Below are 21,442 nucleotides of genomic sequence, written 5' to 3'. Positions count from 1 at the left end.
TCCGACCTCAAGCTCAGCTTCACGGCGGATGCCGTGCTGGAGACGGCATGGGCGCACGCGGGGGGAGCCGCGATGTCCCCCCTCCACTTGCTGAAGGGCTTTTTCTGGGTGGGTTCCCACGACCGGGACACCGCCGCGACCTATCTCCATCAGGTCGCTGTCGAGATTCCCCCGCTGCATCCATGGCTGGGGCTCTCGGGTCCTCCTCCGTCGAACGTCTCCGGGGTCTTGATGCATGAGTCCCTGGCTCCCTTTCTCAGGGCGGCTCGGATCTACGCCGGGTTCATGGGCCTCAGCCCGAGGGAGGTTCACGCCCGGCATCTTGCCGCGGCGCTCATCGCGCCCGTGCCCAAGGGGCACTCCGCGCTCGAGTTGGCGCTGGCCGAACACCTGGGTTCCATCGAGGAGGCTTTCGCTGTGCTTCGCAGCCTCCGTCGGGGGATGGAGCGGTTGCTCGAGGATGCGGCCGCCTCGTACGACCCTCCCGGCGCCTGGCGCATCGTCTTCAATCTTCCCTCCATCCTGAGCGGGCTGGCCTCCGAGGCGCCGAGCCCCGAGGTGTCGCCCCCCGCCAGCCAGCGCGCTCCTTCCGAGGCGCCCGGGATTGCCTCATCGAGTGGCTCGGACTTCTTGTTGGAGCCGGTCGCGGGCATCCGCTCGGACATCGTGGACGGCGTGGACCTGGCGGACCGGCTGAACATCGAGCCCGATGTGAACGCCCTCTGCTCCATCATCGCCGCCCGCTCCGTCGAGCCGCCGCTGGCCATCGGGCTCTTCGGTGACTGGGGGACGGGCAAGAGCTTCTTCATGTCGAAGATGGAGAAGCGACTCCGGGAGATCTGCGCACAGCCGTCCCCCGCGGAGGACTCGAGCGGCAAGCCCTACTACTTCCGCGACATCGCGCAGATTCGCTTCAATGCCTGGCACTACTCCGACGGAAACCTCTGGGCCAGCTTGATGGCCCGGCTCTTCGAGGGCCTGTCACGCTATGGCATCGAGAACGGGCGCTCGGACGTGGAGGAGAAGCTGCGTGCTCAGCTTCGCAGCGCGGAGCTGGTGCTCGGCGACGCGCAGGGCCGCATCGCCGTGGCGCAGGCCCGACGCCAGCAGGCCGAGCAGCACGGTCGGGACGTCCAGCAGCGCCAGCGACAGGTGGAGGCCCGCTTCGTCCAGGGGCTGGGCTCGGGAGTGCTCGTCGAGGTCAAGAAGCAGCTCTCCGAGCAGATCGCCACACGGTGGCCCGAGTTCGGCCCGAAGGAATTGCTGAAGTGGCACGAACAGGTTCATCGGGGCTGGGGTTGGCTGACGGAGCTCTGGGCGTGGGTCCGGCAAGGTGGACGAACCCGCGCGGCCCTGCTCATCCTCGGCGCGCTCGTCACCACACTGAGCCCGTGGGCCGTCGCCACGCTGGTGGGCACCGAGTCGTGGAGCAAGGTCCTGGGCGCGGTGTTCGGTCCCCTGGCGACCCTGGCGAGTTGGGGCCCCTTCGTCCTTCCCAAGGTGCGGAAGGTCGTCGCGACCCTCGATGACGCACGGGCCGAGCTCGGTAGGATCAACCAGCAGCTCGTCGATGAGGTGCAGGCGACGTTGAGCGAGCTCGAGCAGGAAGAAGCCCGCGCTCAGGAGGTCGCGGTGAAGGCGGGCCTCGAAGTCGAACGCCTCAAGGCGGAGCTGGTCAAGGCGCATCCTTCCCAGCGCCTGCGTGACTTCTTCGCCGACAGGGACCAGAGCAGCGACTACCGGCAGCACCTGGGCCTCATCTCGCTCATCCGGAATGACCTTGCCGCCCTGAGTGATCTGCTCGGAAACGCGCGGGACACCGAGAGCGTGGGGCTGCCGGCCGTCGACCGCATCGTGCTCTACATCGACGACCTCGACCGCTGTCCCGAGGACCGCATCGTCCAGGTGCTGGAGGCTGTCCACCTCCTGCTCGCCTTCCCGCTGTTCGTCGTGGTCGTGGGGGTGGATTCACGCTGGCTGCTTCATGCCTTGAAGAAGCGCTACGCGGCCTTCTCGGCGGAGGACGCGGCGACGCCGCAGGCGTACCTCGAGAAGATCTTCCAGATTCCCTTCACGCTCCATCGAATGGAAGAGCAGGGCTTCGGCAAGCTCATCGATTTCCTCCTGCCGACCGCGCAGCCATCCCCCGAGGTGGTTGCCGTCCATCCTCCCGCGCAGCCTCCGCTGCCCACCCCGAACGTGGCGGTTGCACCCATCCTCCCCTCCGCGCCGGTTCGACCGACAGCGCCAGTGCCTGGGCCCTCGAAGGGAGTGGCGACGTCTCCCACCGCGGGGACGCCCGCGCCCGCGCCGAAGCTGCGGCCTCGGCTGCTTCACCTCTCCTCCGACGAGGTCGAGGTCATCAAGTGCACGTGGCGACTCATCCCCACGCCGCGCGCGACCCACCGCCTCGCGAACAGCTACAGGCTCCTGCGCGTGCGGCTCTCCGAGTCTCGAGAGGCGGCGTTCCTCGGCAAGGGGCGCACCGCGGAGTATCCCCTGGTGGTCATCCTGCTCGCGACGATGATTGGCTTCCCCGAGGAGTTCTCGCAGGTCCTGCAGTTGGCGAAGAACCCGGGGGCGACGGAGAAGACCTGGGCCGACTTCAAGAAGGTGTTCGCACGGACGGCCGGGCTCGAACATTTCTCCCATGCCCTGGACCAACTCGTCCTGAAGCAGGACCTGGATGCGCTGCCCATCGACTCGATTCGTTACTGGCTCGGAGTCGTCTGCCGCTTCTCGTTCCATCTGCGGGACGAACTGCCGGAGGAGGGCGGGCAACCGAAGACCGCCTCGCAGACGCTCACCACGTCGATGGTCGCCGCTGCACGTGATGTGGCACCGGAAGTCCCCACGAGTGGACCCTCCATTCCGCCCCATGCGCCTGGGGGCAAGGGGCTTGTGCCCTCCACATCGAAGGACCCTCAGTCCGCGTAGGTGTCGACGGTGGTCCAGGTTCCGCTCGGCAAAAGCTTCAGCGTGCCGCTGGCCGCCGAGCCGAAGCACTTCACGTGGGGCCGCACCTGGTAGCGGCCCACCCGGGGCAGCTCGAAGAGGTGCTCATTGCGCAGGGCCATGCCCCGGTAGTTGGCGCCGATGTAGCGCGTGGCGAAGGGGGAGCGCGCCTGGACGACGCCGTCCTGGAGGACCTCGATGCGCAGATAGCAGCTCATCGGCGCCGTGCCACCGATGCCTTCACCCTGAAGATGCGCGGCGACCCGGAGGACGGCGCGGTGCTGGACCTCCACGGGCGTGGCCTCGAGCGGGACTTCGAGGCCGTCCGGGGGCACCTCGACGTCGCGCGACGGATAGACGCGCTGGACGCGCACCAGCGGCATCCCCGGACCCTGGCGGGTGAAGACGAGCGCCTGGAGGTTCGCGAACTGACGGTCCGTGAGCAGCCCCCTCCCATTCGCGCCATGGACCTGGGCCTTGATGATGGACGAGCGGGCCTCTGTCTCGTTGCGCGGCGAGGCCCAGCCGAAGGCACTCTGCGTCAGCCGATGGTTCTCCACCGTGGCGTTCTCCGTCCGGACGGAGAGCCGCTGGTTGTTGAAGAAGACCTCCGTTCCGAACATGTCGATGAGCGTCGTGCCCGGGAGGACCTCGGCCGAGCCTCGCGCCGTCAGGTAGAAGCGGTCCGTCAGTGCGCGCGCACCCAGGTCGAGCTGGAGCGTCTGGTCGTGGTCGGCCAGCAGGAAGCCATCCACCTCCAGCCCACCATGGTGGTTGCCGCCGTAGCGCTTGAGGTCCTTGTGGGCGAGCGGCGACACGCGCGCGCCACCCTTCGCCAGCCACACGGTGGCCCGCCCCATGGCGCCATCCAACCGGTTCTCCGTCGCGAGCACCTGGCCCTTGAGGATGACCAGGTCCCCCGCCTTCACCTCCAGCGTCCGCGAGAGGAGCACCAGGGGCGTGTTCGCCCGCGACACGAGGACGAGGTCGTCCTCGGTGGACTGAATCGTGTCCGTCTCGACGAGCACCCACTCGCCTCGGCGGTCGAGGTACTGCGCGCGGGCCTCGAGCGAGGGGAGGAACAGGGCGAGCAACGCGAGGGCGACGGGCCACAGCGGCTTCATGAGGTGCTCCCGGTGGCGGCGGCACGGCCGCGAGCGTCCCCCGGGAGTCACCTTACCCGCGCGAATCGCGCGAGCGCCACCTGGGTGCAGCAGGTGGCGCCGCGCCTCACGTGGGCTGCGGAGCTCGTGAGGTGCTCGTCACCTTCGCGGGAGGCATCTGGGTGCTCTCCTGCTTGATGTGCTCGAGCACGTCCTCCATCGTCGCCATCATCGAGTGCGGACTGGTGTCCGACCACGTCCCGTCCGTCTCCATCATCTTGGCGACGCCGTTGCGCGCGCCCGCCACCAGCACCCGGCCTCGGCGGACGGCCAGCGCGTCGGTCAGCTCGCGCAGCGTGCGCAGGCCCGCGGCGTCCATGAACTTCACCTCGGAGAGGTCCAGCACCAGGAAGTCCGGCCAGGGCGGGGCCTGCAGCGCCGCGCTCACGTTGCCGCAGGAGCGGACATCCAGGTCGCCGCGCACGCGCAGCAGCTGCACGGGAGGCCGCGCGTAGACGTCCTGTCCCTCCGAGCCGAGCGGGCGGAAGAGCGGGCGGCCATCCGGGCGAAGCAGCAGGCTGCGCACGTGGGCCTTGGGCCGCGAGAAGAAGCTCCACGCCAGCGACAGCATCACCCCCGCGACCAGACCCGGCAGGAAGCCCACCGTGGCGATGAGCAGCGCGGTGGCGACGGACACCGCCGCCTTGCCCGCGTTCTGCCGCATCAGCGCGCGCAGCCCGCGCAAGTCCAACAACCGCGTGGCGACGACGAGCAGGATGGCGGCGAGCGCGGACATCGGAATCAACGCGACCAGCGAGCCGGCGATGATGCAAGCGCCCAGCAGCATCACCGCGTGCAGCACGGAGGCGGCGCGCGTGCGGCCCCCCGCCTGGACGGACACGGACGAGCGCACGATGGCGCCCATCACCGGCATGCCGCCGAACATCGCCGACGCCGCGTTGGCGAAGCCCTGGGCCACCAGCTCCTGGTCCCCATCCGTCCGGTGGTTCTCCAGCCCCGGCAGCTGGTCCAGCGCCCGCGCGGACAAGAGCGAGCCCAACGACGCGAGCACCGTCAGCGCCAGGATGTCCGGCAGGAGCGCCTGGAGGCTCAGTCCCTCGAAGGAGGGCATCACGGGCATGGGCAGACCCGTGGGCAGCGCGCCGACGCGAGCCAGGCCCTCCGACAACACGCCCAGGCCCGACGCCGCGGTGGCGACCACCAGACCCACCAGCACCGCCGGAATGGCGCGGTGGAGCTTGGGGATGAGGAGCATGCAGGCCACCACCAGCACGCCCACCACCACGGAGGCGCCGTGCACGGACCAGGTGGACCAGCTCGAGGGGGCGAGCAGCGCTCGTGCGGAGGACGTGCCCTCCGTCACCGCGCCGAGCAGCCGGGGAATCTGCCCGTCGAGCAGCAACAACCCGATGCCCGCGGTGAAGCCGCGCGTCACCTCGGCGGGCATGAACTGCGCGAGCCTGCCCGCGCGGGACAGACCGAGCACCACCTGGAGCGCGCCGCAAGCGAGCGTGGCCACGATGACACCGGCCACGCCGTGCTTCATCGAGATGAGCAGCACGGTGGGCACGAGCGCGGCCTCGGGGCCCGTCACCTGGAGCCGACCGCCACCGAGCATCGCCGCGATGACGCCGGCGACAGCGCCACTGATGAGGCCCACCTCGGGGGGTAGACCCGAAGCCACCGCCAGCGCCAGATTCAAAGGAAGCGCGACACACGCCACTGTCAGTGCGGCGCTCGCGTCACCCGGGAGCGTCCGGCGTGACACCATCTGCTTCCAGTCCGTCCACAACCGCTTCGGACCTTCAGTCCATCCACGGGGCGTCTTGAGCGTAGGAGTCTCGACCATGATGCCGGTGCCGTTTACATGGACCGTGCCGACGGCCTCCCCACTCTGAATCCTGATTCACCTGTCGGCCAAGGCCGACGCTTCGTCGTCACCTGTTGGCCGACACCTGTCTGTCGGAACCGACATGAAGATTCACGGGGGAACATCCGCTCGAAAATGCTGCGCGACGCTCGCCAGCTCGGTAGTGAGACTTCCGGAACAAGCGCGCCCTCACGTGCGTATGAATCGGCCTCATGCGACTCGCTCACCGACTGCTCATCTCCCACTCGCTCATGACCGCCGCGCTCCTGGGCGCGGCTGCCTTCTCGGGGGTGGCCATCGTCCGGATGACGTCCCTGCTCACGGAGGTGCGTGAGGAGCAGCTCGGCGGAGTCATCAAGGAGGAGGCCGTCCACCAGGCCGCCTGGGCCGTGGAGGTCGCCGCTCGGCAAGGCCTGTTTGCTTGTGAGCACAGTCCTCAAGAGGTGCCCGCCGCCGCGGCGACGCTCGGGCAACGGCTCACCCACCTGGAAGCCCTCCTGAAACGTCACGGCGCCGCCACACAACCGTTGCTCCTGCGCGCGGCCGAGGGGTTCAGGAACTACGCGAGCCACATCCTCCAGGGCGACACGTGCGAGCGACTGCAGAACGCGGCGCTGCGCAACCAGCGGTTGCACCTGGCGGAGCAGCTCACCGATGCGTGGATCAACACCACGCTCGCGCTGCACTCGGCCATCCGTCAGCGCGAGATGCGCGCGCACGACATCGGCTCGTCGGCGATTGCCGTGGGGCTGCTGCTGGGCGCGCTGGCGGTGCTGGCCGCGTGGGCGGTGGCGCGGTGGGTGGCGCAAGGGGTGACACGCCCCCTGGGGCAGCTGTCCGCGCTGGCGCACCGGGTGGGGGACGGCAACTTCGCGCCGCTGCCCGAGGTCTCCGGGCCCAGCGAGATTCGCGCGCTGTGGGCGGACCTGGACCGCATGCGGGGCAGACTGTCGGAACTCGACCAGCTCAAGGACGCCTTCGTGGCCTCCGCGTCCCATGATTTGCGCACGCCGCTGGCGCGACTGCGCACGGCCATCGGTCTGCTCGCGGACGGCACCGCGGGCCCCTTGACGGCGCAGCAGCAGCGCGTGGTGGCGCTGGCGCAGGTGGCGTGTGAGCGGGAGATCCGACTGGTCACCGCGCTGTTGGATTTGACGCGGGTCCAGGCGGGCAAGGCCGTGCGGCGGGACGAGGGGTGTCGGTTGGACGACGTCATCGCGCGCGCCGTCGAGGAGGTCAACGAGCTGGCGGAGGAACGCGGTACGAAGCTCGTGCTCCAGGCCGAGGGGACGACCCCTCCGGCTTCGTTGGATGCCGCGCTGGTGGAGCGCTCGCTGGTGAGCCTGATGACGAATGGTGTGCGCGTCTCCGCGCCCGGACAGACGGTCTACGTCACCCGCACGCTCCTGCCCCGGGGGCCGGACGGACAGCCCGGGACGTGGGCCCGCATCGAGGTGCGGGATGAAGGGCCGGGGGTGCCCGACGACGTGCGCCCGCGGGTCTTCGAGCCCTTCTTCACCCGCGCGGTGGGCGCCGCCGCCGCGGATGGGTTGGGGTTGGGGCTGCCCTTGGCGCAGCGGATGATGCGGGCCCTGGGCGGCGACGTGTTGGTGCTGGAGAACGCGAACCCCGGCGCGCGGTTCGTGCTGGTGTTCCCGCTGGGGTTGGGGACACCCGTCCCGGCGACGACGGAAACGAAGTCCAAGAGGTACGAAGCATGAAGCGCCCCCGCGGTGGACATGTGTTGGTGGTGGACGACGACGCGGAGCTGTGTGAGCTCATCTCGTTGAGACTGGAAGCGCGCGGGATGAAGGTCACCACCGCGCTCACGGCGGCCCGGGGCCTGGAGCTGCTCGAGCAGGAGGAGGTGGACGCCGTCGTGCTCGACCTCCGGCTGGAGGGGGTGGATGGGCTGGAGGTGATGGGGCAGATGCGCGCCCGCTCGCCGGACCTGCCCGTGGTCATCCTCACCGCGCACGGCACCATCGAGACGGCCGTGGAGGCGATGCAGCGGGGGGCGTACGGCTTCCTCACCAAGCCCTTCCAGGACCACGAGCTGGTCCAGAAGCTGCTGCACGCGACGGAGCGCAATGACCTGCGGCGGGAGCTGGCGGACCTGCGTCGCATCGTCGCGGGCACCACGCCCGAGCGGCTGTTGGGCACGAGCCCCGCCATCGCCGAGGTGAGAGATCGCATCGCGCGGGTGGCGCCGTCCGAGGCCACGGTCCTCATCCTGGGGGAGTCCGGCACGGGCAAGGAGCTGGCGGCGCGGCAGGTCCATGCGCTGTCGCGGCGCGCGAGCGGGCCGTTCGTCGCGGTCAACTGTGGAGCGCTGCCGCCGGAGCTCTTGGAGAGCGAGCTGTTCGGCCACGTGAAGGGCGCCTTCACCGGGGCCACACAGACGCGCGAGGGGTTGTTCGGCGCGGCGCGCGGCGGCACGTTGTTCCTCGACGAGATTGGCGAGGCGGCGCTCCGGGTGCAGGTGAAGCTCTTGCGCGTGCTCCAGGAGAGACGCTTCTCCCGCGTGGGCAGCACGGTGGAGGAGGAGGCCGACGTGCGCGTGGTGGCGGCCACCAACCGCGACTTGCGCGAGGAGGTCGAGGAGAAGCGCTTCCGCGAGGACCTCTACTACCGCCTGGCGGTGTTGCCCATCGTGATGCCACCGCTGCGCGAGCGGCTGGAGGACATCCCGATTCTCGCCACGCGGCACCTGGAGCAGGCCGCCGCGCGCAACGGCATGCGCATGCCACGGCTGGCGCCGGAGGTGATGGACCTGCTGCGGACGCACGCCTGGCCGGGCAACGTCCGGGAGTTGGTGAACGCCATGGAGGCGCTGGTGCTGCTGGCGCCCGAGGACGACGTCCGCTCCGAGCACGTGGCGCGCATGTTCGACCCTCCGACGTCCTCACGCGCGCCGACGGACGCCGCGCGCGAGGAGGAGCAGGACTGGCTGAGCGCGGAAGGGGAGCTGCCCACGCTGCGCGAGGCGAGAGACCGCTTCGAGCGGCGCTACCTCTCCGAGGTGCTCCGCCGCTCGAAGGGCAACGTGGCCGCCGCCGCGCGCACCGCGAGCCGCAACCGGACGGACTTCTACGAGCTGTTGCGCCGGCACGGGCTTTCACCCGCGGAGTTCAAGTAGGGAGGGGGACGTCGGGCTTGATTGGTTTTTGCAATCGAGTTACGTAAGCGTCCGATGCTCCGCTCCCTGTCCATTCCAGTGCGTGCCTGCGCGGCCACCCTCGCGGTGCTGTGGCTGGCGCTGCCGCTGGTGGGGGCGCTCCATTCGGGCGAGCACGCGCACCGCTACTGTGCCGAGCATCGGGCCTTCGAGGAGCTGGACGATGAGGGCCTCCTCGCTTCGTTCGCGCGCCCGGGGACCGAGTCCGCGGTCGCGCTCGCGGATGGCGAGGCGGGTGGGGATTCGCATGCGCGGTGTGCCCTGGCCTGGGCACAGGCGCGTCAGGTGGAGTTCCTTCCTTCCGGACTCCTGCTGACGCTCCCTCCTTCGCGACAGCTCCTCCTGCTCGGGGAGTCCGTGGGGGAGGGCTGTGGCGTTCCGTTGCTGGCGCTCGCACCGAAGGGCTCTCCGCCCGGTCGCTGAGTCGCGGCACTCCGTCACCTGTCGTGGGCCTGGGCCATGCGCCTGGCGCCTCGTCGCGCCCTGGTGCGCGCCTCTTTCAATTCCTCTTTCTCCATGGATTCATCATGCCCAAGGGCAACCGGACGATTGTCCATCTCGTCTCGACCGCGAAGACCGGCTACTTCTACACGACGACGAAGAACAAGCGGAAGTCGCAGGACAAGCTCCAGCTGAAGAAGTACGACCCGCGCGTGCGCAAGCATGTGCTGTTCGTGGAGGGCAAGCCATGAGCGCGCCCGCCGTGAAGCGCCGCCTGCCCACCACCGTCCTCTCCGGCTTCCTCGGCGCGGGGAAGACGACCCTGCTCAATCACATCCTCAACAACCGTGAGGGCCTGCGCGTCGCCGTCATCGTCAACGACATGAGCGAGGTGAACATCGACGCGCGGCTCGTCCAGGGTGGCGCCTCGCTCAGCCGCGTGGACGAGAGGCTGGTGGAGCTGTCCAACGGCTGCATCTGCTGCACGCTCCGGGAGGACCTGCTCGAGGAGGTCGGACGGCTGGCCCGTGAGGAGCGCTTCGACTACCTGCTCATCGAGTCCACCGGCATCTCCGAGCCGCTGCCGGTCGCGGAGACCTTCACCTTCGCCGACGAGTCCGGCCGCAGCCTGTCCGACGTGGCGAGGCTGGACACGCTGGTGACGGTGGTGGATGCCTTCAACTTCCTGCGCGACTGGGAGGGCGCACAGGGGCTGGCCGAGTGTGGCCTGGCCGTCGCCGAGGAGGACGAGCGGACCGTGGTGGACCTGCTGGTGGAGCAGGTGGAGTTCGCGGACGTGCTGGTGCTGAACAAGACGGACCTGGTCTCCGCGTCGCAAGTGGAGGAGCTGGGCGAAATCCTGCGCAGGCTCAACCCGGAGGCGCGGCAGGTGTTGGCGGAGCGGGGCAGGGTGCCGCTCGCGGAGGTGCTCGACACCCGGCGCTTCGACTTCGAGCGCGCGAGTCGTGCGCCGGGGTGGCTCAAGGAACTTCGCGGCGAGCATGTGCCGGAGTCCGAGACGTACGGCATCCGCAGCTTCGTCTTCCGCGGCCGCGTCCCGCTGCATCCCCAGCGCTTCTGGGACTTCATCCATGGGAGCTGGAAGGGCGTGCTGCGCAGCAAGGGCTTCTTCTGGCTCGCCACCCGGATGGACATCACGGGGGTGTGGGCCCAGGCCGGCGGGGCTTGCAGCTTCGAGCCCGCGGGCTTGTGGTGGGACGCGGTGCCTCGCGAGGAGTGGCCGGAGGAACCCGAGGTCCGGGCCGAGCTCGAGCGCGAGATGGTGGGGCCGCATGGGGACCGGCGTCAGGAGCTGGTCTTCATCACCCGGGAGGCGGACCCCGAGGAGGTGCTGGGGCAGCTCGAGGCCTGTCTGCTGACGCCCGCGGAGCTCGCGTTGGGGCCCTCGGGATGGGCGGAGCTGGAAGACCCCTTCCCGGCGTGGGAGGTGGTGCGCGAAGAGGACGCGGCCGCCGAGGAGCGGAGCGTCTGATGGAGACCGCCTCGTCGTGGAGCTCACGGCCTCCCGAGTCGTGGTCCGCCTCGCACGTCCTCGTCTGGCAGCCCTCGGAGCTCGCGGAGATCTACCGCGAGGGGCTCAATCTGTGCGTGTGGCGACGGGGCCTGGGCTCCGAGCTCAGCCGGTGGTTGGGGCGCGTCTGTGCCCGACACACGCTCCACGTCGTCGAGCGCGTGGACGCAAGGCGCCTGGACTTCCGACGGACGCTCGCGGAGTTGCCCGAGGTGGAGGAGCGCGAGGCCTGGTGTGAGGATCTCCGCCAGCTCTGTCAGGTGTACGCGGACCTCCTCGAGTGCCGATGGCTGGGCGTGCGACTCACCACGTCGGAGCGGGAGATGTGCCCGCGCTTCCACGTGGACCGGGTCGGGGTGCGGCTGCTCTGCACCTATGCGGGGCCCGCCACCGAGTGGCTGGAGAACGCGGACGCGCTGCGCGAGGGGCTGGGGCCGAAGGGCGAGGTGCTCCGGTCGGGTGGGCGCGTGCAGCGGCTGGAGCGCTTCGATGTGGCGCTGTTGAAAGGGGAGGCGTGGCCGGCGAACGCGGGGAACGGCGTCGTCCACCGCTCTCCGGCGCTCGAGTCGGGGCAGCGGCGCATCATGCTCTCCATCGACGCCGTCGACTGAAAGGGCATGGCCTGCGATAACGGGCGGGCCCTGTCCCCAGGGCCGGGCACCTGCACCCGGCGCGAGGCGGTGGCGTCAAAAGGAGTCGCCGATGGCGTGGGAACTTCGGGTGGCCTCGTACAACATCCTCGCGGATTCCTACATCCGGCCCGAGTGGTTCCCGAACACGCCCGCGCACCTCTTCGAGCCACGAAGGCGGCAGGAGGCCCTCGCCCACCGCATCCTGTCGTTGGACGCGGACATCGTCTGTCTCCAGGAGGTGGAGTCCCCCACCTTCGACGCGCTCCAGCAATCCCTGTCACCGCACGGGTACTCGGGCGTGCTCGCGTTGAAGCAGCAAGGCAAGCCCGATGGCTGCGCGGTGTTCCATCGCGTCGTGCGCTCCGTGGGGCACCGGGCCCATTACTTCAAGGACGTGTTGGAGGACGGGCGCGTCTCGGGGCATCTGGCGCTGGTCGTCGACTTCGAGATGGGACAGGACCGCTTGCGCGTGGCGTGTACGCACCTGAGATGGGACCGGCCCGACAGGCCGGTGGCGCTGCACCAGGGGATGCAGCAGACCTCGGAGTTGCTCGAGGAGGTCGTCCAGGCGGACCCGGGTGCGTTGTGGGTGGCTTGTGGTGACTTCAATGCACGCCCCGGCGAGCCGCTGGTTCGCGCGTTCACCGAGGCCGGGCTGGAAGACGCCTACCAGGGCCAGCACGCGCCCACGTGCAACGCGAATGGGGAAGCCAAGGCCATCGACTTCATCTTCCACTCGCGGGCCCTGAACGCCCGGCCCGTGGCGCCGCCGGTCATCGATGACGTGACACCGCTGCCCTCGGAGCAGGAGCCCTCGGACCATCTGCCCCTGGTCGCGACGCTGCGGCGCGCGTGAGGCAGCGCCGGTCCGCTCCGCGTCGCGTTCGATGCGAGTGTGTCCGCGGGCCCTCTGCGCGTGGTCCCGGAGCCACGTTTCTGCCTGGGTAGGCTCCCTGGCGTCGGTTTCACCGGGGCGTGGCGGCGGCATGCCGTCTGCAATCTCGCCAAGGATGCCGATGACTCGAGGGATGTGGGAGCGCGTGTCCAGACACCCCGGTGTCCGTGTCCTGTTGCTCTGCCTGGGGCTCGGGGGCACGGCCGCGCTGGCGACTCCCATCGAACTCCCCATTCCGAAAGGCACGGTCCTGGTCGAGAAGGCTGACGAGCCCGGATGGAATACAGGCTCGGTTCAGCGTCTCACCTGCGAAGGTCGGTTCTGTCTCTGGCTTGTCACAGAGGAACTTGGGGCGTGTGCCAGCGGGTATTGCTCCCACGTGCAGTTGATGGTGTCGGACCGGGAGGGGCGATTCCTGGGGGCGAGTCGAGGCATCGACGACCATGCCTCGCGGTCCCTGCGGTTCGTGGACCCTCAGCATATCGAGGTCGTCAATTGGACCCGGGATACGCGCTTCCAAGTCATCGACACGGGGTTGGACCCGCTCCGTGTGGACAGGCAGGTCCTGAAGGTGTCGAGGGATGGAGATCGCTTCATCGACGTGCCGGGACACGCGCCGGGTTGGACGATTGTCGGCGCTCGGTCCGGGAACACGTCCAGTCACCCGAAGCCTCCCAAGCCTCGGGCGGTGAATGGCGCGCTTCTCGAGAGAGCGCGCGCCGTGTGCCCCAAGGACGCGAGCTACGAGCCGGTGGAGTATGTCTGTCGGGATGGGAGGTGCTTGTTGTTGCTCTCCGGGTTCAAGCCCGAGCCAGACGGCCCTCCCGAAGAGGCGACCTGGACGCTGGACGGCCGCGTCCGGGGACCGCTGTGTTCCATCGTGGTCCAGGGAAAGAAGCTGACCCTGCTCTCCGCCGCGGATGATGGGTCCTCGGTCGAGGTGCTGCCCGCGTCCTATCGATTCTGGGGCGGGATGGCGGTTCGCGGTGGGTTCGTGCCGGTGATCGAGTTCTCACGAACCCAGCCGGGCTACATGGTGCTGGCCGACACCGCGGGCGTGGTCGTCGATGGGAGCCAGCCCTATCCCGTGAGATTCGGACCGTCCGCCGAGGACGCGCTCGCCCTGGCTCCCACCGTCCAGGCCTTCACGCAGGCGCATATCACCTGGGGGCTCGAGCGCTGGAAGGACGCGGCGGACCTGTCCTTCGCATGGCGACTGGCGCGCGTGGAGGACTCGCTCGTGCTTCAGGTCGAGGTGAACGACGAGAGGGTGGTTCCCCATGGCACGGGCACAGGGGTCCATTCGGACCATCTGGAGTTGACCCTCTGGCAGGAAAGGGGATGGAGCGGTCCGCGTCCGGAGAAGCGCAAGCTCGGGGTGCTGTTCGGAGCCGGAGGTGAGGTCGAGGTGCGTGACTGGACGGAGAAGGCCAACGTGATGCTCCCTTTCCTCCAGGGCACCTGGCGCGAGCGTCCCCAGGGGTACGAGGTGACGCTCGTGCTGCCATGGGCGGACCTCGGCCTGACGAATCCGGTGACCCGAGTGGGGTTCGTGATGGCTGTCTCGGACGCGGACGCCCGAGGCAAGCAGGAGACCCTGATGGAGCAGCTGGGGGGGCTGAACCTCTGGTCCGAATACCCACCGACGATCCTCGAATACAGCGGTGACTTCTTTCACTCGATGAACTGACGAATGAGCGCTCACGTGACCCACCTGTTCCGCGTCTGCCCGTCAATCCTGTCGCTCGCGCTGGCACTCGGGTGCACGACGGCCCTGGCCGCCCCCAATGAGCCTTGGTTCGAGAAGGGGACTGTCCTGGTCGCGACGCCCGACGACGGCGCGTATTACGGGATGGATACGCAGAAGCGCATCGGCTGCGAGGGCCGGCTCTGCCTGTGGCACGTGGTCCAGAGTCTGGGGCCCTGCTTCTATGGACTTTGCACGAACCAGCAGATGGTCTTGTCGGACCTGGAGGGGCGGTTCCTGGGGGCGGCGGAGGACCTCGACGCGTGGGCCTCGAACGCCCTGCGATTCATCGACGCGGAGCATGTCGAGGTCGTCACCACCCGAAGGAACGAGCCCTTCAACATCCCCGCCGAGGCATTGGACCCGCTGGGTGTGTCCCGGCAGGTCCTGAAGGTCGCGCCGGATGGCTCGCGATTCATCGCGGCTTCCGCTCCGCCGCCGAAGTGGACGAAGCCCGCCGCTCGCCGTGGGGATGCCCGCGCTGTCTCGAAGCCTCCCAAGTCACGGCCCGTGGACGACGCGCTCCTCGCTCGGGCTCGCGCCCTGTGTCGCAAGGACCTGCGCTTCACTCCCGTGGACTACGCCTGCCGGGATGGGGCGTGCCTGCTGCTGCTCTCCGGTGTCGAGCCCTCGTCCGAGTCAGACACCGAGGAGGTCTCCCCCGCGCCCTCGGACGGAATCCGGGGACCGGTCTGTGGCCTCGTGGTGAAGGGGGAGGACCTCCAGTCGCTCGGGTTCGACGAGGAGGGGGCCGAGGTCGAGGTGTCACCCACGGCGTACGTCGTGTCGGGTCCCGTCGGCGCTCGCGGCGCGATGGAGCCCATGGAGACGCTCTCACGCCTCCGGCCGGGTTACATGGTGTTCAGCGACACGGTGGGCGCCGTCGTCGACGGAATCTCGCCGTACCCGGTGCGGTCCGCGCGCTCCGCGGAGGCCGCGCTCGCACTGGCGCCCACGGCGCAAGCCTATACGCGGACTCACATCTCCTGGGGGCTCTCGGGCTGGACGGGACAGGACGACCTGGCCTTCGCGTGGCGACTGGCGCGCGTGGGCGGGGCGCTCGCCCTCCACGTCGAGGTGCACGATGACAAGGTGGTTCCCTCGAGCACGGGCACCGGCGTGCACTCGGACCACGTGGAGCTCGCGGTGCGACCGTCGGGAGGCTCCAACCTCAAGCTGGGGGTCCTGCTGGCCGCGGGAGGAAGCGTCGAGGCGCGTGACTGGACGGGAGAGGCGAACACGCCCCTGCCGTCCATCCAGGGCACCTGGCGCAAGCGCCCTCAGGGGTACGAGATGACGCTCACGCTCCCGCTGTCGGACCTCGGTGTGGAGGCGTCGCGGGTCTCCTTCGGCTTCTCGCTCGCGGTCTCCGACGCGGACACGCGAGGCAAGCAGGAGACGCTGATGACACACAGCGGAGCCCTGATGTTCTGGACCGAGTACCCGCCGAGCATCGACGAGTACCGCCGCCATGGCTCCAGGGACTGACGCGAGGGCAGGGCTACTGCATCGTCGTCAGCACGCAGCCCCAGCCGTCGTAGTCACCCTCGTGGGCCTGGAGGACCTCCAGAATCTCCACCGTCACCGCGTCCGCGCGCCCCTCCGCCAGCGAGTCCTCTCGCGTGAAGGACACGGCCCACCGCGCCGAGGGGGCCTCGGGCGCTCGCGGCGCGGAGACCTTGAACCCCTGCTTCGTGAGCTGCGCCCCGGCGCGGAGCGCCTGCTCCTCACTGGGGAAGTGCGCGAGATGGTCCACCTCGCGCGCCACCTCGCTGCGGTCTCCCTGCTTCGCCAGCAGGTCCAGCAGGCTCCGGTTCGACATCAGGTGGCGATGGAGCTCCGGAGGGTAGAGCCAGTCGAAGTACACGGACCACTCCGGGTCCTCCTCCAGCTCCAGCTCCAGCGTGTAGTCACCCTGCACGGGGGTCACCCTGCGCTGGACCTCGGACTGCTCGACGCCCCGCGGACCGAAGAAGAACGCCTCCGTGAGTCCCTGTCCCACGCTGCGGCCCACGAAGTGGAACCCCAGCGTCCCGAGCGCCGGGACGAGCCCGTCCTCCAGATTGAAGAGGGCCTCCGACTCCTCACGCGAGCGCAGGCCATCCGGCCGGGGCGACTTCATCACCACGCGCACGGTGAGCCGCAGCGGGTGGCTCGTCAGCGGCGCATGGGCCGCCGCGGTCATGTCCAGGAGGAACGAGGTGGGGCCGTCCTCGAGCTCCATGAGATACGTGTCGAAGTTCTCGTCCCACGACTTCACCGCGTTGCTCACTGCTCACCTTCCTCCACCGTGAGCTGGTACGAGTCCTGGAAGTTGGCCTCGCGGTTCTTCGCGTCACGCACCTCGAAGATGTAGACGCCGGGCTCCGCGCTGAAGCGGATGCTCTCCGGCTGGTCGCCCTTGGCCCGGTCCGCCGTCTGTACGAGCGACAGCTTCCCGTCCGGCTGCACGCGGTGCAGGTACAGACCCACGTCCACCTTGAGGATGCCCAGCAGCGTCGCCTTCAGCGGCGTGCGCACCGGACGGTCCGACAAATCCAACCGGTAGAAGTCCGTGTCCTTCACCGGGAACACCGTGCCGCGCACCGCCTTGCCGAGCGTCAGCTCCTGCGCGCGCTCCAGGTTGTTGTTCGGCTCGCGCTCCTCGCCGCCGTTGTCCGGCACCGTGGTGATGCTGATGCGGTAGGGCTGCTCCGCGTTCTCGAAGTCCTTCACCCACTTGCCCTCCACCTTGCGCGACGCGCCCTCCACCCGGAACCAGCACGAGCCACTGCACGCGACGTTGTTCAGGCGCTCGGGCTCCTTCAGCGCGCCGTCATTGGCGCGCAGCAGCACCGTCTCCTGCTGGCCGTCACCCTGGGGCGGCTCCACCATGGAAAGCACCAGGTCCAGCCGCTCCACGCCCGACAACTCCACCTTCGCCAGCACCGGCTCCGTCGTGCGCAGCACGAAGTGGTCCACGTCGCCCTTGGGCGAGATGAAGCCCTCGCGGTAGCTGCCGGCCGTCAGCGGCGTCGCCTTGTACAGCTCGTCGTTGGGCTCCAGCTCCGCGTTGGCGCCCGCCTCCTCCTGCGTCACGGTGAGCGTGTACGGCGTGCCCGAGTTGAACGTGCGGCGCGCCTCCTTGCCCGTCCCCGTCCAGCCGCCCTTCACCACCACGTAGACCACCCGGTCCGTCGCGCGCACGCCGATGTTGCGCAGGGACAGCGCCTCGCCCTCCTTGCCGCGCAGCGAGAACAGCGGCGCCTCGGCCGCCGACAGCACGGAGATCTCCGGCCGCACGCCCTCCACCGCGGACAGTTCGATCTTCAACGCCACGGAAGGAGGCTCGGGCGGCACGGCGACCCCCGCGTCCGTCGCCTGCGCCACGGCGGGAGGCTCTCCTCCCGCGAAGGTGCCCGTGGGGGCGGGCGGCGTGTCCAGCGGCGCCGCGCCTTCCTCCGGGGTGCCCGTGGCCGTGCCGCTCTCCGAGCCCGGGGCGGGGGAGGGCGTCTGACCCTGCGCGGCGGCCGCGCCCTGCGCCACGGCGCCCTGGAGCGCGTCGGCTCCCTGGGGCGCGGAGCCCTGCGTGTCGTTCGTCGCGGGGACGCCCTCACCCGGCGGCGGCGTGGGGACGGCGGCCTCGGGCAGCTCCACCCGGTACCAGTCCTCGTCGCCCGCGTGGCCCAGGAACGCCGTCACCGTCTGCCCCAGGGGCAGCGAAATCGCGTCCACCGCCCGGTCGTTCGGCTCGTGCTCCTCGCCGTCGTTGGGCGCGCGCATCTTCACCGTCAACGTGTACGCCCCGCCCACGCCCTTGCGCGCGGGCGCCACGCGCACCCACCGCTCCTTCTCCACGTAGAGGTTGGGGAAGCGCTCCGGCTTGCCGTCCCCCTCGCTGTTGATGGCGGCCAGGCGGTTTCTGTCCCGGTCGTGGACCTCCAAGGTGATGTCCCCGCCGGGAAGGCCCGACACGGTGAGGTCCACCACCCGGGGCGACGCGGGCGCCAGCCGGTACCAGTCCTCGTCCGCCTTGTTGGGCTGCGCCGTCAGCTCCGCCGTCACCACGCTGTCGCGGGTGATGTCGAGCGCCTGCTCGGGCCGTTCATTGGGCTCCTGCTCCGTGAGCGCCGCGGGCCCTGTCTCCACGGGCCCCGCGTCGGGCACCTCGCTCGGCTTGTCGTCCTTGCAGGCGACCAGCGTCGCGGCCAGCACACAGACCCACCCCCAACGTCGCGTCACGTTCATTCTCCGCATCGTGCCGCATCACTTCCTCGCGGCGTCCGAGTGTCAAGCACGCCAACATCGCGCCGGGCGCTTTCATCCCCCTGGCCGGGGATCCGCTGTCGCTGGATTCACCGCGAAGACTTCAGGTCGGGGACTGGAGCCATCGGCGCGGGGCGATCCAAGATGGCGCCATGAGCCGCCTCCCCCTCGCCCTGCTGCTGCTCTCGAGCGCCGCGCCCGCCGCGTCCACCGCCCCGCCGGGCTACGCCCAGGCCTCCGACTACCTGGAGCGCGAGCGCCAACCGGAGCGCTACTCGCCCCTGCACCTCTTGGATGGACGCGACACGACGGCCTGGTGCGCCACGGGGGCCTCGCCCGCCGCCGTCACCATCGGCTTCAAGGACGTGGTGACCATCGACGAGGTGCGCGTCTACACGGGCGACGGCACCGACAAGGCCGCGTACAAGGCCCACGCGCGGGCCAAGAAGCTCACCCTCACCACCGTGGACGCGTCCAAGAGCCTCAAGGTGGAGGACAAGCGCGGGCTCCAGGCCGTCCCCATCAGCCCCGCCATGACGGGCAACCGCTTCACGCTGGAGGTCCCCGAGCGCTTCCCCGGCGCCCAGGAGGACGGCCCCGTGTGCATCACCGACCTCATCTTCTACTCGGGAGGCAAGGCGCTCAACGGCACGTGGCTGGCGCCCCGGCTGCGCTACGACGCGCGCCTGGCGCCCCTGTTGGGCACGTGGTTCAGCGGCCTGGACGGGGCGCCGGACCGCTTCCTCTCCCTCTACGTGGATGGGACCTACCGCTTCGCGCACGAGCCGCTGGAGGGCGGCGAGCCCAGCGCCGTGACGGGCACGTATGCCCTGTCCGGTTCCCGACTCACGCTGGAGGTGCCCAAGCGGGGCAAGGTGACGCTGAAGCTGCAGAAGGGCGGCTCGGACGAAGCGGGCGCCACCCTGGAGCCCGAGGGGGCCCTCGCCGAGGAGTGGGGCCGCGCCTTCCGCGGCCAACCCTAGGTCCAGCCGTCCGTCCGGCGCGCCGCCCGACTAGAGGGCGGCCACCTTCTTCTTGGCGCTGAAGCGGCGGAAGAAGTCGATGATCTCCTTCTCCGCGACCTTCACGTCGGTGGCGTCCTGGAACTCCGACTCCAGGAAGATGCCGCCACAGGACTCACAGGTGTCGTAGTGGAGCGGGTGCTGGCGGTCGCCGCCGTCCACTCGGACGAGGTCGACATGGCACTCGGGGCACTGGCCGGTCAACGCCTCCGCGTCCACCTTGCCGCCCTGATGCTCCAGCCCTTGGAGGTTGTTGTGGAGCAGGACCCGGTTCAGGTCCGCGACGTCGATCCACAGCCCGCCGCAGTCTCCACACTTTCGCAACGTCTGGTCATCCCCCACGAGATCGGCCATCTCGACGTTGCAGCTGGGGCAATCCATGGGACGGTTCATTCTCCTGCAATGGGGGACGCACGTCCCCAGTGGTCAGAGAATGATAGGTCGCGCGAATTTTGGGATGCAACCCAGGTTGCCGCTTCTGTTGGCAACGCGCCGTCTGGGGTCGAAAGGCCCCGTGCTCCTCAGGCCTTCGCCTTGACCCGGCGGATGTCCGCGCCCAGGGCGCGCAGCTTGCGCTCCAGCCGCTCGTAGCCTCGGTCCAGGTGGTAGACGCGGCTGACGTCCGTGCGTCCCTCGGCGCGCAGGCCCGCCAGGATGAGCGAAGCGCTCGCCCGCAGGTCCGTGGCCATGACGGGCGCGCCGCTCAGGTGCTTCACGCCCTTCACCACCGCGGTGTGCCCCTGGATGGTGATGTCGGCGCCAAGACGGTGCAGCTCCGGCACGTGCATGAAGCGGTTCTCGAAGATGTTTTCGCTGATGACGGATGTCCCCTGGCTCACACACATGAGGGCCATGAGCTGGGCCTGCATGTCGGTGGGGAAGCCCGGGTGCTCGGTCGTCGTGATGTTGACGGACGTCAGCGTGCGAGGCGCCTTGCAGCGGATGCCGCCGGCCTCGGCCGTGAGCGTGCACCCGGCCTCGCGCAGCTTGTCCATGACGGCGTCCAGGTGTTCGGGGACGGCGTGCTTCACCAGGACGTTGCCGCCGGAGATGGCCGCGGCGACGAGCAGGGTGCCCGCCTCGATGCGGTCCGGGAGGATGGCGTGCTCGACGGGCTTGAGGCCCTCCACGCCTTCCACGGTGATGATGGAGGTGCCGGCGCCCTCGATGCGCGCGCCCATCTTGTTGAGCACCCGCGCCAGCTCCTCGATTTCGGGCTCGCGCGCGCAGTTCTCCATGATGGTGCGGCCCTTGGCCAGCACGGCCGCCATCAGCACGTTCTCCGTGCCGGTGACGGTGATGACGTCGAAGTTGACGGTGCCGCCCTTGAGCTGCTTGGCGCGGGCCTCCACGTAGCCCTCCGTCAGGTGGATGTCCGCGCCCAGGGCCTTGAGGCCCTTCAGGTGCTGGTCGATGGGCCGCGCGCCGATGGCGCACCCGCCCGGCATGGACACCCGCGCCCGCCCGAAGCGCGCGACGAGCGGCCCGAGCACCAGCACGCTGGCGCGCATCGTCTTCACCAGGTCGTAGGGCGCCTCCGGGGTGATGTGTCCGGTGACGCCCACCTCGCAGATGTCCTTCTTGCGCGCGGTGAGCCGCTCCGCGCCGCAGCCCATGGTGCGCAGCACCTTGAGCATGGTGGCGACGTCCGCCAGGTCCGGCACGTTGCGGAAGGTGGAGGTGCCGTCCGCCAGGAGCGCCGAGGCGAGGATGGGCAGCGCCGCGTTCTTCGCGCCCGAGACGACGACCTCGCCGTGCAGCTCCGCGCCGCCCTTCATCACGATCTTGTCCATGTTGCTTCC

The 21,442-nt window shown here is 69.6% G+C and carries 17 protein-coding genes; 11 read left to right on the top strand and 6 right to left on the bottom strand.

The window, feature by feature from the left end; genetic code table 11:
• Positions 1–417 precede the first annotated feature (417 nt).
• Positions 418–2,937, top strand: a complete 2,520-nt coding sequence (locus LXT21_RS01085; RefSeq protein WP_254036219.1) for a P-loop NTPase fold protein — start codon at positions 418–420, stop codon at positions 2,935–2,937.
• Here the strand turns inward: LXT21_RS01085 and LXT21_RS01080 are convergent.
• Complete coding sequence (locus tag LXT21_RS01080; RefSeq protein ID WP_254036218.1) at positions 2,925–4,079, bottom strand: hypothetical protein; 1,155 nt, start codon at positions 4,077–4,079, stop codon at positions 2,925–2,927. The genes LXT21_RS01085 and LXT21_RS01080 overlap by 13 nt on opposite strands.
• Before the next feature lie 106 nt (positions 4,080–4,185).
• Positions 4,186–5,928 carry a SulP family inorganic anion transporter gene (locus LXT21_RS01075; RefSeq protein ID WP_254036217.1) on the bottom strand — a complete coding sequence of 581 codons (1,743 nt, stop codon included), beginning with the start codon at positions 5,926–5,928 and terminating at the stop codon, positions 4,186–4,188.
• Positions 5,929–6,161: 233 nt separating this feature from the next.
• Here LXT21_RS01075 and LXT21_RS01070 point away from each other — a divergent pair, with 233 nt between their 5' ends.
• From LXT21_RS01070 to LXT21_RS01030, 9 genes are all read left to right on the top strand, one after another.
• Positions 6,162–7,670 carry a HAMP domain-containing sensor histidine kinase gene (locus LXT21_RS01070; protein WP_254036216.1) on the top strand — a complete coding sequence of 503 codons (1,509 nt, stop codon included), beginning with the start codon at positions 6,162–6,164 and terminating at the stop codon, positions 7,668–7,670.
• Positions 7,667–9,088: a sigma-54-dependent transcriptional regulator gene (locus LXT21_RS01065; protein WP_254036215.1), complete on the top strand. Its 1,422-nt coding sequence runs from the start codon at positions 7,667–7,669 to the stop codon at positions 9,086–9,088. Before LXT21_RS01070 ends, LXT21_RS01065 begins: the two co-directional genes overlap by 4 nt.
• Positions 9,089–9,142: 54 nt before the next feature.
• The gene (locus LXT21_RS01060; protein ID WP_254036214.1) at positions 9,143–9,550 is read left to right on the top strand and encodes a hypothetical protein; all 408 of its coding nucleotides are present in this window, start codon (positions 9,143–9,145) and stop codon (positions 9,548–9,550) included.
• A gap of 104 nt (positions 9,551–9,654) precedes the next feature.
• Positions 9,655–9,819, top strand: a complete 165-nt coding sequence (rpmG, locus tag LXT21_RS01055; protein WP_046714983.1) for a 50S ribosomal protein L33 — start codon at positions 9,655–9,657, stop codon at positions 9,817–9,819.
• A complete protein-coding gene (zigA, locus tag LXT21_RS01050) occupies positions 9,816–11,060 on the top strand; it encodes a zinc metallochaperone GTPase ZigA (protein ID WP_254036213.1) in 1,245 nt (414 codons plus the stop codon). The genes rpmG and zigA overlap by 4 nt, the downstream gene beginning before the upstream one ends.
• Positions 11,060–11,710, top strand: a complete 651-nt coding sequence (locus LXT21_RS01045; RefSeq protein WP_254036212.1) for a DUF1826 domain-containing protein — start codon at positions 11,060–11,062, stop codon at positions 11,708–11,710. The genes zigA and LXT21_RS01045 overlap by 1 nt, the downstream gene beginning before the upstream one ends.
• A gap of 91 nt (positions 11,711–11,801) precedes the next feature.
• Positions 11,802–12,587 (top strand): endonuclease/exonuclease/phosphatase family protein, encoded by a 786-nt coding sequence (locus tag LXT21_RS01040; RefSeq protein WP_254036211.1) that lies wholly within the window; start codon positions 11,802–11,804, stop codon positions 12,585–12,587.
• A gap of 505 nt (positions 12,588–13,092) precedes the next feature.
• The gene (locus LXT21_RS01035; protein WP_254036210.1) at positions 13,093–14,316 is read left to right on the top strand and encodes a DOMON domain-containing protein; all 1,224 of its coding nucleotides are present in this window, start codon (positions 13,093–13,095) and stop codon (positions 14,314–14,316) included.
• 3 nt (positions 14,317–14,319) lie between these two features.
• Complete coding sequence (locus LXT21_RS01030; RefSeq protein ID WP_254036209.1) at positions 14,320–15,861, top strand: DOMON domain-containing protein; 1,542 nt, start codon at positions 14,320–14,322, stop codon at positions 15,859–15,861.
• A 13-nt stretch (positions 15,862–15,874) separates the two neighbouring features.
• Here LXT21_RS01030 and LXT21_RS45295 read toward each other — a convergent pair whose 3' ends face one another.
• Together LXT21_RS45295 and LXT21_RS01020 are read right to left on the bottom strand one after the other, a co-directional pair.
• On the bottom strand, positions 15,875–16,645 hold the full coding sequence (locus LXT21_RS45295) for a DUF695 domain-containing protein (protein ID WP_254036208.1): 771 nt from the start codon (positions 16,643–16,645) through the stop codon (positions 15,875–15,877).
• Entirely contained in the window at positions 16,642–18,609 is a 1,968-nt protein-coding gene (locus LXT21_RS01020) for an ABC transporter substrate-binding protein (protein ID WP_407666947.1), read from the bottom strand. Before LXT21_RS01020 ends, LXT21_RS45295 begins: the two co-directional genes overlap by 4 nt.
• Before the next feature lie 161 nt (positions 18,610–18,770).
• Here LXT21_RS01020 and LXT21_RS01015 point away from each other — a divergent pair, with 161 nt between their 5' ends.
• A complete protein-coding gene (locus LXT21_RS01015; RefSeq protein ID WP_254036206.1) occupies positions 18,771–19,601 on the top strand; it encodes a discoidin domain-containing protein in 831 nt (276 codons plus the stop codon).
• Positions 19,602–19,631: 30 nt separating this feature from the next.
• Here the strand turns inward: LXT21_RS01015 and LXT21_RS01010 are convergent, their stop codons facing one another.
• Both LXT21_RS01010 and murA read right to left on the bottom strand, forming a co-directional pair.
• On the bottom strand, positions 19,632–20,021 hold the full coding sequence (locus tag LXT21_RS01010; protein WP_141329949.1) for a zf-TFIIB domain-containing protein: 390 nt from the start codon (positions 20,019–20,021) through the stop codon (positions 19,632–19,634).
• A 140-nt stretch (positions 20,022–20,161) separates the two neighbouring features.
• Positions 20,162–21,433: a UDP-N-acetylglucosamine 1-carboxyvinyltransferase gene (gene murA / locus LXT21_RS01005; RefSeq protein ID WP_254036205.1), complete on the bottom strand. Its 1,272-nt coding sequence runs from the start codon at positions 21,431–21,433 to the stop codon at positions 20,162–20,164.
• Positions 21,434–21,442 lie beyond the last annotated feature (9 nt).

The sequence above is a fragment of the Myxococcus guangdongensis genome (assembly GCF_024198255.1).
Taxonomy (GTDB): domain Bacteria; phylum Myxococcota; class Myxococcia; order Myxococcales; family Myxococcaceae; genus Myxococcus; species Myxococcus guangdongensis.
The sequence above is the reverse complement of the archived record's forward strand: the minus strand, read 5'-3'. Positions and strand labels throughout refer to the sequence as shown.